This window comes from Planctomycetaceae bacterium (assembly GCA_041398825.1).
Lineage (GTDB): Bacteria > Planctomycetota > Planctomycetia > Planctomycetales > Planctomycetaceae > F1-80-MAGs062.
In genome coordinates, this window is the sequence record JAWKTX010000002.1 from 279,227 (window position 1) to 293,754 (window position 14,528).

The 14,528-nt window shown below is 54.0% G+C and carries 10 protein-coding genes; 5 read left to right on the plus strand and 5 right to left on the minus strand.

Annotated elements, in window-relative coordinates; genetic code table 11:
* Window positions 1-40 precede the first annotated feature (40 nt).
* The 3 genes from R3C20_04970 (at window position 41) to R3C20_04980 (ending at window position 2,842) form a co-directional block, all read left to right on the plus strand.
* Window positions 41-1,111 (plus strand): acyl-CoA dehydrogenase family protein, encoded by a 1,071-nt coding sequence (locus tag R3C20_04970; protein ID MEZ6039834.1) that lies wholly within the window; start codon window positions 41-43, stop codon window positions 1,109-1,111.
* A 115-nt stretch (window positions 1,112-1,226) separates the two neighbouring features.
* On the plus strand, window positions 1,227-2,225 hold the full coding sequence (locus R3C20_04975) for an NAD-dependent epimerase/dehydratase family protein (GenBank protein ID MEZ6039835.1): 999 nt from the start codon (window positions 1,227-1,229) through the stop codon (window positions 2,223-2,225).
* A 5-nt stretch (window positions 2,226-2,230) separates the two neighbouring features.
* Complete coding sequence (locus R3C20_04980) at window positions 2,231-2,842, plus strand: cob(I)yrinic acid a,c-diamide adenosyltransferase (protein ID MEZ6039836.1); 612 nt, start codon at window positions 2,231-2,233, stop codon at window positions 2,840-2,842.
* A gap of 24 nt (window positions 2,843-2,866) precedes the next feature.
* Here R3C20_04980 and R3C20_04985 read toward each other — a convergent pair whose 3' ends face one another.
* The 5 genes from R3C20_04985 to lpxK all read right to left on the minus strand — a co-directional run bounded on the left by R3C20_04985 (window position 2,867) and on the right by lpxK (window position 10,252).
* Entirely contained in the window at window positions 2,867-3,862 is a 996-nt protein-coding gene (locus tag R3C20_04985) for an AAA family ATPase (protein MEZ6039837.1), read from the minus strand.
* 266 nt (window positions 3,863-4,128) lie between these two features.
* Complete coding sequence (locus R3C20_04990) at window positions 4,129-4,956, minus strand: DUF4159 domain-containing protein (protein MEZ6039838.1); 828 nt, start codon at window positions 4,954-4,956, stop codon at window positions 4,129-4,131.
* A gap of 432 nt (window positions 4,957-5,388) precedes the next feature.
* Entirely contained in the window at window positions 5,389-7,470 is a 2,082-nt protein-coding gene (locus R3C20_04995) for a thioredoxin-like domain-containing protein (protein MEZ6039839.1), read from the minus strand.
* 154 nt (window positions 7,471-7,624) lie between these two features.
* Window positions 7,625-9,031: a magnesium chelatase gene (locus R3C20_05000; GenBank protein ID MEZ6039840.1), complete on the minus strand. Its 1,407-nt coding sequence runs from the start codon at window positions 9,029-9,031 to the stop codon at window positions 7,625-7,627.
* A gap of 75 nt (window positions 9,032-9,106) precedes the next feature.
* Window positions 9,107-10,252 carry a tetraacyldisaccharide 4'-kinase gene (gene lpxK, locus R3C20_05005; protein MEZ6039841.1) on the minus strand — a complete coding sequence of 382 codons (1,146 nt, stop codon included), beginning with the start codon at window positions 10,250-10,252 and terminating at the stop codon, window positions 9,107-9,109.
* 96 nt (window positions 10,253-10,348) lie between these two features.
* Here lpxK and R3C20_05010 point away from each other — a divergent pair, with 96 nt between their 5' ends.
* Window positions 10,349-11,764: a UDPGP type 1 family protein gene (locus R3C20_05010; protein ID MEZ6039842.1), complete on the plus strand. Its 1,416-nt coding sequence runs from the start codon at window positions 10,349-10,351 to the stop codon at window positions 11,762-11,764.
* A gap of 327 nt (window positions 11,765-12,091) precedes the next feature.
* The gene (gene priA, locus R3C20_05015) at window positions 12,092-14,374 is read left to right on the plus strand and encodes a primosomal protein N' (GenBank protein MEZ6039843.1); all 2,283 of its coding nucleotides are present in this window, start codon (window positions 12,092-12,094) and stop codon (window positions 14,372-14,374) included.
* Window positions 14,375-14,528: the final 154 nt, after the last annotated feature.

The following is a 14,528-nucleotide window of genomic DNA, read 5'->3' on the forward strand; positions in this document are numbered from 1 at the left end:
GCCACCCAGAACAGTGCACATCTGAACGAGACACGTACGAGTGACCCGACGAACTGATTTTCAGACGCTCGAACAACAACTTCGCGAACTCCCGGCATGCGAACGGACAGACGAGTGGCCTACGGCCCAGTTCGAAGCGCTCAAACAGGCCGGTGGTCTTCGCTGGAACATCGGGCCTGAATTTGGTGGTGATGGACTCAGTTCGGCCGAGATGCTTTCGCTTTATCGTCAGCTTGCCTCGGCATCACTGGTGACAACGTTCATCCTGACCCAGCGAAATGCCGCCTGTCAGCGTATTGCGCTTGCCCGAGAAAGTGATCTGCGGACAAAGTTGCTGACACAATTATGCGAAGGCGCGATATTCTCGACGGTCGGGATTTCACATCTGACAACATCGCGACAGCATTTGAAGTCACCGCCGGTTTCAGTGACGGTCGATGGAAGCGATTACGTTTTGAATGGCGTTGTGCCCTGGGCCACAGGTGCCACGATGGCTGATGTTCTTGTGACTGGCGGAACATTATTCGATCAGACCCAGATTCTTGCAGCTATCCCAGCCCATCGTGCCGGCGTTTCCGTTGGTAAACCTGTAGAAATGCTTGCTCTGAACTCATCTCAGACGGGAGCCATTCATCTGCAGAATGTTCGTATTTCTGCAGAGGAAGTTCTGCACGGACCCGTCGAAAAAGTAATGTCGCAGGGAGCCGGTGGTGGAGCGGGGTCGCTGGGAACGTCAGCACTGGCCATTGGTGCTGCCGAGGGCACGATTCGACAGTTCGAAGTAGAGGTTGAGAAACGCCCGGAGCTTGCCGAATTTATCCTTCCCTTGAAGGCCGAAGCGAATCGTCTCGTGCTTGAACTGGAAAGGGCAGCGGAGGCTACGCAGGATGCGGGAACACAGGCGACCGAAGTTTTGCGGCGCGACGCCAATAGTCTGGTGACGCGATCTGCACAGGTCTGGCTGGCGGCAACAAAAGGAGCGGGATTTATTGCTGGTCATCCTGCAGAACGTGCGGTGCGTGAAAGCATGTTCTTTATGGTTTGGTCGTGTCCACAGCCCGTTCTGAACGCCAATCTGAAGGAACTAAGTTGTCGGCTGAACGACGAATGAAAGCACGTTCCATCAGGCTGAAAACATTCAGAGCGTCTTCGACGCAGATCGATGGCAGAGCCCGTTGGAGACGCCGCCAGAATCCGTGCAAAAGCTCAAACACAAAGGAAACCCGATGAAGGCTTTGGTGACGGGGGGCGGTGGTTTTCTCGGCCTGTACATTGTTGAGCAACTTCTGGCAGATGGTCATGAAGTTCGAGTGTTTTGTCGCGGGCAGTACGAAAGACTGACGCAGCTGAACGTACCAGTCGTACAGGGCGATCTGCGGAATTACGACGAAGTCTCTTCGGCCTGTGAAGACATCGATGCGGTCTTTCACGTGGCTGCTCTTCCCGGCGTCTGGGGGCCGTGGAAGTCGTATCACGACATCAACACTCTGGGTACGATCAATGTTGTGGAGGCCTGCAAGAAACAGAGCGTCCGGCGGCTGGTCTACACAAGCTCGCCCAGCGTTGTGTTCGATGGTTGCGACCACATCGATGCCGATGAAAGTCTGCCGTATGCATCGTCCTGGTTATGTCATTATCCGCATTCAAAAGCACTTGGCGAACAGGCAGTGCTGGCTGCTGACAACCCACAGCTTCGCACGGTTGCCCTGCGTCCGCATTTGATCTGGGGCCCGCGAGACAACCACCTGATTCCCAGGCTGATCCACCGGGCTAAGAATGGTCGGCTGCGGCGAGTGGGTGATGGCACAAATGTTGTTTCGGTTTCGTATGTAGAAAATGCGGCCGCCGCGCATGTACAGGTTGAACGCCACCTGCGCGACTCAGATTCAGCGGCTGGCAAAGCCTATTTCATCAATGAACCCGAATCGGTGAATCTCTGGAACTGGATTGATTTGTTACTGGTTCGTGCTGGTTTGCCACCGGTTCAGAAATCCATTTCACGGCGTGCTGCATGGAACATCGGTGCCATGTTGGAAACATTGTGGTCGATAACGCGACTGAAGGGTGAGCCACCGATGACACGTTTCGTTGCGTCACAGCTGGCAGGATCACACAGTTACAGCATAGCGGCCGCACAGAGAGATTTTTCATACACACCTGTCGTGTCCATGGAAGAAGGCCTGGAACGACTTCAGCCCGACCTGACGGCTGCTACGCGAAAGTAGACTCCATGCCTGCATTAACGCGAATCTACACAAGAACCGGCGATGACGGGTCCACATCGGATGGATCCGGTCAGCGTATTGAGAAAATCCATCCCCGCGTTGTGGCAGGTGGAAGCATCGACGAAACCAATTGCGCCATTGGTGTGGCAGTTGCAGCCGACGAACTTTCAACGATGAACGAAGACCTCCGTCGGCTGCAGCATTTTCTTTTTGATCTGGGGGCTGATGTTTGTGTTCCGCTGAAGCAGGAGCCTGCGTCGTCGACGATTCGCATTCAGTCATCGCACGTCGTTGCGCTGGAACGGATGATTGACAGCTACAACGAGAAGCTCAAATCGCTGAAAAATTTTGTGCTGCCCGGCGGGTCCACTCAGGCGGCAGCGCTGCATTTGTCCCGAAGCATTTGTCGAAGGGCTGAACTGGATCTGCTTCAGCTGTCACAGTTGGAATCGATCAACCCCCACGTGATTATTGCCATGAATCGGCTGAGTGATTTACTGTTTGTGCTAGCCCGCACGGCAAACACGCCGCGCGGTGATGTGCTCTGGCAGCCGGATATGAAGCTGGAGCTACATTCGGCGGATGGCACACGTCACGACATGCAGCCTCGGGATTGATGGAAGCTGTTGAAGGAACGCAGGTCAGGGTTTCAGACCTTTGTGTTCAAGGAGCTGCGCAATCAGATTGTCGACAGTGATTCCCTGAGCTTCCGCTCGATAGTTCGGCAGGATGCGATGCCTTAACACCGGCGCGGCCAGCGATTCAATATCTTTGGATGATACATACGGACGGCCTTCTATGAGTGCGAGGGCTTTGCCCCCCAGCACAAGATTCTGACCGGCCCGCAATCCTGCGCCCCAGCTCACGTATTCATTGATAAACGCTGGTGAATCTTTTTGTCCGGGGCGTGACGCAGAAGCGATTCTCACGGCATACCGTACAACTTCTTCTGCGACAGGAACTCGTTGAACCACCTCATGAAATTCCCGTACGACATCCCCTTCGAAAAGGGGCTTAACGGTGTGACGACTTTTGCTGGTCGTTTGAGTGACAACCGCAACTTCGTCATCTTCCGGCAGGTAATCGATCAGCACATTGAACATGAACCTGTCCAGCTGCGCTTCGGGCAAAGGATACGTGCCCTCCATCTCAATCGGGTTCTGCGTTGCCAGGACAAAGAACGGTTCCTCAAGCACATACCGTCGTCCCGCTGCGGTCACCTGATGTTCCTGCATGGCTTCCAGCAGCGCAGACTGCGTCTTGGGTGGTGTCCGGTTGATTTCGTCTGCAAGAAGTACGTTGGCAAAAATCGGCCCCTTGATGAAACGCATCGTTCGGTGGCCTGCATGGTCTTCTTCCAGCACTTCCGTACCGGTAATGTCTGCCGGCATCAGGTCCGGGGTGAACTGGATGCGATTGAACTTAAGATCAAATAGCTGGGCAATGGACTTGACCAGAAGAGTTTTCGCCAGTCCGGGAGCGCCTGTAATCAGGCAGTGTCCACCAGCGAGCAGCGAGATCAGGAGTTGGCGGACCACATCTTTCTGGCCGATAATGACCTGAGACAATTCCGCGTCAATCTGCTGCCGGAGTGAGCCTAACTGATCAATGAGCTGGCGTTCACGTTCGCGAGACATTGCGCCTGCTGCTGCAGGTTCGGTGGATGGTTCCGCTTGTGTCATACAAAGTCAGGTAAGTTGAATGCGGTTCGTCATCAATTTGCCAACGCAACTTTCAGGTGCAGGTTATCGTTACCGAATGAATGCACAGCAATTGACATCGAAACGTCTCCGACTTCGCGAATGTCAACGCATCGTTGGCTTCTCACCACAGACGATTTACCCTCCTCCTTTCCGTGTCATTTTGGTTTCGTGTTTCGGTACCAGATTTCAATGAGCAATCGTCAGTGTGTCATTGCATAAAAAACGATGTTGATTCCCAGGGGGTAGGCTTTCTTTTCAGAAAACTCTTTGAAGTACCACGGGTCTTCGCCTTCTCGCTCCCAGCCATCACCAAGATCTGTATTGTGTCCGATGAAAGCCATCATGCGGCCGTTGTCATCAAATAAGCCTTTGTAGTGAACATCTTCTGTTCCGTACCCCTGATTAGTACTGATCGTGCCATCCGCACGTTGGTGTGCAAACCCCAGCGCGGGAATCTGTGGTCGCTCTTTCAGGTCGTACACGCAATGAAATATCGGATGTTCCAGTGGAAGTTCGACAGGTTCGCGTTCCGGAAAAATCCGCTTGAGCTCTTCGTAGAAGTTGTACCATTCCGTGTCGCCCCAGAAATCATCGACCATCAGAAAACCACCGTTCAGCAGATATGTGCGCAGCGCTTTCCTTTCGGCATCCGACAATGCGATGTATCCAGGCTCGATGATGTAGATAAAGGGATAGTCGAACAATGCAGGATCCGTCAGTTCCAGAATCGCACCGTCGGGATCTACATGCAGGGAAGTCAGTTGCTGAAGACGATAGGAAAAATTTAAATCAGCGTCCGGGTAATCTGTCTGCCAGCCCCAGCGACCGTACGAGCCATACCGGATGCGGACGAAGGTGAAGACATCTTTCCGGAAGTTTTCATCGAGTTTCCAGTCCGGTACTCCGCGGCGGTCCGGACGTCCGTCGGCTCCATAGAAGCTTCGGAAACGCCCTCGCTGAGCAACGACGGCGGTGGTGAAGCAAAGTGACAGCAGGACGATGGTCATCGTGAGTGTTCGAACTATCATGCGATCACTTTCTTCATGACGCGGACAGATTTCAGCAATCTGAAACTGTCTGATGACAGAGATCCTGCAGAGCATGGAACGGTGAAAAACTCCACCGATTTCGTGCTCCTGCGGAAAGCATGACTCCTGCGATATCAGACAAACCTTTCTATCGCAGGCAACAAGCTGCAGGAACAATATTCGATTGGGCGCCTGAAGCAAATCACACTCACCATTTCCCCCTTTTGCCGAGGGAGAAGAGTTTGCAGACAACGTTGTGTCAGCCGCCCAAAACTGCCGTAAAAATGGTGGAATGAACCGTGCGAAAAATGGAAGGTCAGTCTCTCGCTGGTGATTCAGACATCAGCGTTTTGTGGAACTTCGGCTGATAGGAGATCAGTACCTCCCCGAAACTTTGCAACCCGCAACCCTGCAGTGAAAATCGCCGATGGGTTATTCATCGAACGAAAGCCCTATGGAGCTGGTCTCGGCGTCATTAGTCAGAGTCACCGGAATCTGCCAGGTCCGGGAGGCCAGACGGCACAGCGACTCGTCCGTTGCACAGTACCCATAACTCATTTGAACGATCAGAACGGTTTGCCCCGGCTCGCTGGATACAGGCAAAGAAAATGACGCCGTTCCGTTTTGCGGTGTCGCTTCCTCCCGCGAATTCAGCGCATCATCGGGTACAACGGCCTGTCCCTCGGATACCGCCACCTTCCAGGTGACCGGAGCTAATTCATTCAGCTTATGGCCATCCGGAATATTCAGATTCACTGTGAACTGAATCGGTTCGCCCGCTTTCACTGTCTGTGACGCGACTTTTGTGGCATCGTCCGTATTAATAGGAGAGGGAAGCCGAACAGGGTTGGGGGCTGCCAGTCCCTGAATGACAAACTCCTTCATTTCGCCGGAAGTGAAATCGACCGTACAGATACGATGATTGTTGGTATCTGCAACATAAAGCACTTTCTCTCCGGCTGAGATTCCTCCAGGTTCATCGAGCAACGCTGGTTCGAGCGTGTCACCAGCCTCCCCTGTTCCGATCCAGGACTGAACCGATTGATTCGACAGATTAATGCGCTTGATCTTGTGGTTATAGGAATCAGCAACGAAAAGAGTTGCTCCGCGGACAGCAACTCCCAGAGGGTGCTGCAAACGGGCATTCGGTCCGATACCGTCAATATCTCCGAATGCGAAAAGTGACTGGCCCTGAGGCAGTTCTGATGTCCCGGCAATTGTCGTCACCTGACCTCTTTGATCGGTCGAAACACGCCGAACGGCAGACCCTTCGCTATCGACAACGTAAAGGAATTCGCCGCTCGGATCGACACAGATCTCAGAGGGTTGAGCGAATGATGACTGGTCCAGCGAACCGTTGATGACGTCTTCGCGCCCATTGCCTGCGTAACGTCGAATACGGTCTGAATTCGGCAGATAAACCCAGATTTGATGCGGGCCCGCCATCGCGATAAAGAGTTTATTGTCTGTGTATGCCAGCGACCAGGGGCTGTTGAGTGCGGTGGACAAGGGAGCTCCGCCCCCCTTCGCGCGGAAGTGCGCCTGTTCGCCGGTCCCCGCAATCGTCTTGACGGACTTTGCTGTCAGATCGATAGCACGCAGCATGTGATTTTCTGTGTCCGCGACATACAGCAGATTCTCAACAAGCGCCATGCCCTGCGGGTGATTGAATTCCGCGCTGGAGTAACTGCCATCCGCCGTTCCCATGCGTCCGCTGCCAACGATATCAATTAATTCACCGCTGGTGCTCGCAATCACAATTCGATTGTGGTTACTGTCTGCGACAAAGACTCGTTGCCCGGCTTCGTCGACGAGCACCTTCCCCGGATACCGGAGCGGTGTCTCGGTGGCCTTCCCTTCTTCCAGTTCGAATCGGATGGGAGTTTCATCCAGAGTGCCCTTCGAACGATGGTACTCAATGAGTTTTTCAATCACCTTTTCGATGGGTTCTCGATTGCCTTCGCCGGACAACGAACCGATGTACCGTCCTTCGGCGTCGATGATTGCCAGGGTAGGCCAGGAACTCGTGCCGAATCGCCGCCAGACGAGCAATTGATCGTCATTGACCACGGGATGCCGGATCTCGTACCGCATGATGGCATTTCGAATGTTCTCGGCGTCTTTCTCGTTTTCGAATTTTGCCGAGTGCACCCCGATGACAACAAGTTCCTTCTCAAACTTCTCTTCCAGGTACTTCAAGTCCGGAAGAATGTGCATGCAGTTGATGCAGCAGTATGTCCAGAAATCGACAAGGACGATCTTACCCTTCAGGTCCTTCATGCTGATTGGCTGTGATGTGTTCAGCCAGCCGCTTCCCCCTTCGAAGACTCCTTCCGGAACCACCTGCGCGCGGGGGAAAGGATCGGCCACACGTCTCGCACCCCGCTGTGATTCATCTGTATTGTTCAATGCCACGCGGTCCTGTGCCCGGCTGATGTTGCCCGATGCCAACATCCCAGAGAACATCGCGAGAACAAGAAGACGAATCACAAAGGCTGGTGAGATGCGAGTCACGGCATCGACTCCTGAAATGCAGCAGCAGATCGCTGGCCCGATGTCAGGGGAGGGAAATGAACGTTAAGCTTTTAATCTATCGTCGAACGAATCGATGCGAAAGTGTTGATAAGGATTTCTGCGTTCAAAACAAAGCGTCGATCAGTAACGTCGATCAATGAAAGTCGTAGGTCACCACGCCATGCCTTTGTGCCCGGCTGATGCGATCGGTGGCATAAAGTCCTGCCAGAACGAATTCCACACACGATGCGCGAACGGCAGCATTGTCGGCTGCGTTGACCTCAAATGCTTTGTCCCAAACTGGAGGCACTCGTTTCAACAGCGTCTCGTAGTAGGTACTTGGAAGCATGTCACCCACTTCGATCTTTACACCCTTCGCAAAGATTTCGGTGATCTGTTCGAGCCCGTGCTGTTCGATGTATTCCTCGAAGACAGTCCTGATAGCTTCTGCCGTCACAGAGTCCAGAACCTGTCTTTCGCTCATCTGGTGGCTGCTCATCAGATCAACTTCCAGCTTACCAAGCGACGACGAATAAAGATGGCCAAGATCGCTGATGCGTGGTACTGCTGGATTTTCACCCAGAACTGCGCCGCGCCGCCGCGCGCTGGCGATCATAGTCTGATAGTTTGCAATGCTGAATCGGGCACTGACGCCCGATTGCTGATCGATGTAACGGCTCCGGCGCGCGGCACGGCTGATCTCTTCGACAATCTGTTTCATGAAGAAAGGAACGAGCACCGGAAAGTCGCCATCAAGATCAACGCTGCACTCCTGCTCCATGATCTGTATGCCCGCATCCCGTTCCGAAGGATAGTGCGTATGGATAATGCTGCCGATGCGGTCCTTCAGCTGCGGGATCACTTTGCCACTTCGGTTATAGGTCGAAGGGTTCGCCGAGAATAAGATGACAACATCCAGATCGAATTGAATCGGATACCCTCGGATCTGAACGTCTCGTTCCTCCAGAATGTTAAACAGGCCGACCTGAACGAGTTCATCAAGTTCGGGGAGTTCGTTCATCGCGAAGACTCCGCGATGCATGCGAGGGATCAAGCCGAAATGCAGGGCATCTTCGGCAGACATGCTGCTGCCAGCGGCAAGCTTGGCAGGGTCGATTTCGCCAATGATATCTGCAAACTTGGTCCCCGGAGCCAGTCGCTCTGCGTAACGTTGGTCGCGAGGCCACCATTTGATTGCAATCTGATCATCGCTCGCGCTGGCAATCCGTTCTTTTCCGGCAGTGGTAATGGGCTGATAGGGATCTTCATGAACCGGGCAACCCGGTAAATCCAGGTACGGAATTGCGTCATCAAGAAACCTCGGGATCGCTCTCATCAGGCGACTCTTACCCTGTCCTTTTTCTCCCAGAAAAAGAATGTCGTGACCTGCCAGCAGCGCAAGACTGATTTCGGGGACGACGGTGTTTTCGTACCCGAGCATTCCGGGGAAAAGCACTTCGCCTGCAGCCAGTTGACGAACGAAGTTGGAACGGAGTTCTTCCTTCACTGAACGCGATTTCCAGCCGCTGTTTTTCAGGTCCGCCAGTGTTTCAGGGTGCATAGCGTTCTAAATCTTTCATTGAGGCGCTTCGGCCACTATCACAGAACCAGAGTGGTCGTGTTTCGCGTCAGAATTCTAATCGGGACCACCAACTTCAGGTCTCTCCTGAGTCGCCGACGCCAGACATTCATGAAAAACGTCTCGGTCAGCATTCGTCAGAAACGCGGCTCGAATTGACAAAGCAAAGAAAGGCGGCCTGTGTATTTCCGCATTCGAACCTGACTGGTTAACCTCGACGTGAACCATTGGATCAAGATCTGCGACTTTCACCAGGTCCTTCTGCGTTCCAAGAACCATATCCGCACCGCTGGCAACGGCAGCTTGCTCCACACTTTCCAAATCAGCTCGTGTGTAATGGTGGTGATCACGAAACCAACGATGGCCCTTCACTTCGAAACCAGCCTGGCGGCAGGTTTGTTCAAAGCTCTCCGGGTTGCCAATCCCTGACATCAGAAACACTTTCCCGGCAGAGGGATCGTTCGAACAAAACCGTGCTGCGTCAAGCTTTTCATTGGTTATAGACAGTAATTCAGAGGGTGCAAACCGGACGCGACAGATTCGCCCCGTCAGCCCCGGCGATGCGTTGATGACTGCCTTTTCAATTTGCTCAAGCGTTTCTGCGTCAGCTAAATCAGCCCTGGTGATCATCACAAGTTGAGCCCGACTGAGAGAATTCAGCGGTTCGCGCAGCAATCCTCGGGGCAGGAGTGCTCCGAACCCAAAAGGGTTTGTTGCATCAATCAGCACAATATCCAGATCCCGATGCAGGCGACGATGCTGAAATCCGTCGTCCATAACGATCACATCAGCCTCACCGGAAGCCTCCAGTTTCTTTGCGGAGATGATTCGATCCGGGTTTTGCAGATGCGGGATCTGCGGGCAAAGCTGCTGCAGTACCTGGTACTCGTCATTCACACCCTGCACTGCAGCTCGATAGCCGCGACTGACAATGGCTGTGCGTCTGCCAGCGGACGTCAGCGTCTGAACGACCAACGCAACGACGGGGGTTTTTCCGGTTCCGCCGGTTGTAATGTTGCCAACGCTGATAACCGGCATACTGGCTTGATATGTCGGCTTCACCCCGCAGTCGAACAAAAAGTTTCGAACTGCGACAATCCATCGATATGGTATCGAGCAGACGAACAGGCAAGCGCGCAGGGTGGCTGCGAGGAGCCCCTTCGACTGACCACTGATCAGCATTCGAAAACTTGATTCGTCCATCTTCACGTTAGAATCACATGTTCCATTGAGACTGTTGGGCGCGCCCGACGGGCATCCTGTGTCATCTTAGCGTCTCCAGAAAGGGCGTCCTCCATCATGGCTGATGTTCAATTCGAAGTTGCCGAAAAGCTGAATCACTTCGGGCAATCAGGCCTTCTGAAACACCTCCAGGCCATCGATCCGGCGAGTGCTGAGCGTTTATTGAATCAGATCAACAAAGTCGACCTGCGAATGATTCAGGAAATCTGGCAGTCGGCATCCGCAGAAGAGGCCGTGTCAGAATCTGCTTCGGATCGAATCTCGCGAGCCCAGGCCCCGGCAACCGTTGTTCGGCAACCGGAAGCTGAGGCTGATCAGCAGGCCTGGACTGACGCTGACAGTCTCGGAGCCGCGGCGCTGGCTGAGGGCAGGGTGGCAGTAATTACTGTCGCAGGCGGCCAGGGAAGTCGCCTCGGATTTGATCACCCCAAAGGTATGTTTCCGATCGGACCAGTGACAAACCGCACTCTTTTTCAAATCTTTGGCGAACAGATCCAGGCACGCTGCAAACGTCATCACGCAGATATTCTCTGGCTGATCATGACCAGCGATGCCACGCACGATGAAACGGTGTCCTTCTTCGAAGAAAATGATTTCTTTGGACTCGAATCGAAGTCCGTTCATTTCTTCCAGCAGGGAAGCCTGCCCGCAATCGATGCAAAAACGGGCGAATTGCTGCTGAGTTCCGTTGATTCCCTGTGCCTGTCGCCGGACGGACATGGTGGCCTTGTCAATGCACTCAAAAATTCGGGTCTGCTGGATCTGCTGAAGCAACGCGGTGTCGAACACTTGTTCTACCACCAGGTCGACAATCCAACCGTCATCATGTGTGACCCGGCTTTGCTTGGATTTCATATCGAACAGAAATCGCAGCTCACCACGAACGTCGTTCGAAAAGTTTCTCCGACAGAACGAATGGGCGTTCTGGCTGATGTGGACGGTCGAACGCAGATTATCGAATACAGTGAGCTCACTCCGGAACAAGCGGCCAGCGAAGACGAAAACGGACAGTGGATTTTCTGGGCGGGAAACACTGCGATTCACGTTTTCTCCCGTGAATTCCTCGAGCAGTTGGCCGAAGACGGATGTCGACTGCCACTTCACGTCGCACGCAAAAACGTCGCATTCCTCCGGGCCGATGGCACAATGGTCAAGCCGGACGACCCGGCCAATCCAAACGCTGTCAAACTGGAGCGATTCATCTTTGACGCTCTGCCGATGGCGGAAAAAAACCTGATTGTCGAAGGCAACCGCGACCGGGAATTTAATCCGGTTAAGAATCGAGAGGGAGCGGATTCTCCAGCAACATCTCGCGCAGCGCTCAACCGGATTGCCCGTGAATGGCTGGCTGCTGCGGGTATTGAAGTTTCCGAAGAAAAGTCGATCGAAATCAGTCCGTTGACCGCACTGGATGCTGCGGAATTGTCCGAACGGGAAACTCGCGATCTGATGGATGAGATCGTCATCCAGTAGGAACAGTGCGGCTTCCAGTTGTATTGACTGAACTTGCGGCAGAACCGCGGCACTTAACAATCTGCGGCACACCCCGCTGCATCAGAAGTGACGGAATCTCAGCAGATTCAGTGAGGCCGCCGTTTCATCGCGTTGTCAGCTGCCCCATCCTTATCAGCTGAAGAATAAAAGGCGATCCGTTACAGTGTGAGGCAGGAGTCAGGATTTGATTCCAGGTCTCAGGTGATACGGCCCGGCCGGGATTTGAGTCGTTCGGTAATCCTTTCCGGGGATCTGCATCACGTTGTCTGCGGATCAATGTTTGAAGTGTGAGCGGAAGCCAGCCACGTGAATCAGCAGAATTTGTTTGGCTTTGCAGACACCCCGGAATGGGAAGAAGCTGCCCGCGAAGATGTGATGGTGGCCGAAGTTGTCTTCAACCTCCCGCTTGAAAAACCCTACACCTACGAAATTCCGGAACCACTTCGTCCAATGCTGCAGCCGGGCCAGCGGGTGAAAGCTCCTCTTGGGCGATCGAATCGCATGGTCACCGGCTATTGCGTTGGAATCCGTCAGGCAACCCCTGGTTCGATCAAACGGCTCAAATGCATTCATGAGCTCCTGGACCGCGAGCCACTGCTTGATGAACGAATGCTGGAAGTCACTCGATGGATCAGTGAAAGATATCTTTGTGGATGGGGTCAGGTGCTGGAAAGTGTCATTCCGGCCGGAGTCCGCCGCAAGAGTGGTACGCGTCTTGTGCAGAGCTACCAGCTGCTGCCAAACGTTGCGGATCGGATTCAGACATCCCGGCTGAATAAACAGCAGAAGGTGATCATTGACCTGCTTCAGAAGGCCAATGGGCCCATTGCTGCAGCTGAATTATGCGAAATGGCTGCGTGCAGCCCTTCACCTCTGGCGACTTTGGTCAGGAAAGGACTTATCGAATCGTTACGTATTCGATCGGATATCACCGGGGAGCTCACCGAAGGCAGCGCGAGCGAGGCCGATCTTTCTTTGAACCCGCAACAGGTTCAGGCTCTGGATAGAATTCTGGGAGCGGTTCGGTCTGGCGAACATAGTACGATCCTGCTTCATGGAGTCACGGGCAGCGGCAAGACAGAGGTCTATATTCGATCGATTCGTGAAGTGGTCAGCTATCGCAGGCAGGCCATTGTTCTGGTCCCCGAAATCAGTTTGACACCTCAGACAATCCGGCGTTTTCGCAGTCGCTTTCAATCAGTTGCCGTGCTGCACAGCCATATGACTGATGCCGAAAGGCACTGGCAATGGCAGCAGATTGCAAGCGGGGACATTGAGGTGATTGTCGGAGCGCGGAGCGCAGTGTTTGCGCCGACGCCGCATTTGGGACTGGTGATTATTGACGAAGAACACGAGCCTTCGTTCAAACAGGACAATACCCCGCGCTATCATGCCCGGGAAGTGGCACGATATCGTTGCCTGCAGGAGAAGGTGCCTTTGATTCTTGGTTCAGCGACGCCAACTCTGGAATCGTGGCTTCGGGCTTCCCGGCACCGGGATACTCTGATTTCAATGCCCGAACGCGTCGCGAAACGGCCGTTACCACCAGTGGTCATCGTCGACACTCGCAGTGATCCGCGTATCGGTAAAGGATTCGCCATCGGCCGTGCATTGCTGACAGGGATGCAGAAGGCACTTCGCGAAAACGGTCAGATCATCCTGTTTCTTAATCTGCGAGGTTATTCACCGACAGTATGGTGCCGCGGCTGCGGTGAAGGAGTCAAGTGCCCGAATTGTGACATCACCCTGACCTGGCATCGCGACCGCGCCGTGATTGTCTGTCACAGTTGTGATTATGAAACGCCGCCGCCGGATACCTGTCCGAAATGCGAAAGTCCCGCCATTCGATTCATCGGGACCGGAACTCAAAAGCTGTTCGATGAAGTGGAGCATGCATTTCCCTCCGCCAGCGTGCTTCGAATGGACAGCGATTCGATGAAGAAACCGGGGAGTCATGACGAGGCACTCGAACGATTCCGACTGGGCGAAGTCCAGATACTTCTGGGCACACAAATGATCGCGAAAGGCCTCGATTTCCCCAACGTGACGCTTGTCGGCGTCATCGACACGGACTCCATGCTGCGGCAGCCGGATATGCGGGCTGCAGAGAGGACATTTCAACTGATTGCTCAGGTCGCTGGTCGTACCGGCCGCAGTTCACGAGGTGGTCGAGTTCTCGTACAAACGACAAGTCCAAACGACCCGGCAGTCAGATTTGCTCAGAAGCATGACTACATCGGTTTCGCGCAGCACGAGCTGGCCGAACGACACGATACGCTGGCACCTCCATTCAGCAGCGTTGCGCGCGTGATCTTCCGAGGCCCCAGTGAGCAAACGGTCCTCAACACTGCTCAGGCGGTGGCGGATAAACTCCGGGCTGCCAGAAGTGGTGCCACAGAACATGTTCGAGTCCTCGGTGCCGCGCCGGCTCCGATCACGCGTCTGAGAAACATGTGGCGATTCCATCTGCAGATTACCGGCCGAACGCATGCCCTGGTTCGGGAACTCTGGATGACAGTTGAAAAAAAACTTACGCTGCCCGAGGGCGTCGAAATGGCAATCGATGTCGATCCCATCAACGCGAGATAATCCGCGGCCTCAGGTTCCCCGACTGTTCGCCATCCGGCTTGCCAGTCGTTATCGGGCTTGCGCTGATTGGCAGAGTGAATTCAGCAACAGACTTTAGCCTGTTGAGAAACGGGACTGGCTCGAGCAGGAGACCTTAAAACAGCGTGGTTCCCAG

Bases quoted from the DNA above. Each gene is read 5' to 3' on its own strand.
- R3C20_04975 (MEZ6039835.1), top strand. From the start codon at position 1,227: ATGAAGGCTTTGGTGACGGGGGGCGGTGGTTTTCTCGGCCTGTACATT.
- R3C20_05000 (MEZ6039840.1), bottom strand. From the start codon at position 9,031: ATGCACCCTGAAACACTGGCGGACCTGAAAAACAGCGGCTGGAAATCG.
- R3C20_04985 (MEZ6039837.1), bottom strand. From the start codon at position 3,862: ATGTCTCGCGAACGTGAACGCCAGCTCATTGATCAGTTAGGCTCACTC.
- R3C20_04980 (MEZ6039836.1), top strand. From the start codon at position 2,231: ATGCCTGCATTAACGCGAATCTACACAAGAACCGGCGATGACGGGTCC.
- R3C20_04990 (MEZ6039838.1), bottom strand. From the start codon at position 4,956: ATGATAGTTCGAACACTCACGATGACCATCGTCCTGCTGTCACTTTGC.
- lpxK (MEZ6039841.1), bottom strand. From the start codon at position 10,252: ATGGACGAATCAAGTTTTCGAATGCTGATCAGTGGTCAGTCGAAGGGG.
- R3C20_05010 (MEZ6039842.1), top strand. From the start codon at position 10,349: ATGGCTGATGTTCAATTCGAAGTTGCCGAAAAGCTGAATCACTTCGGG.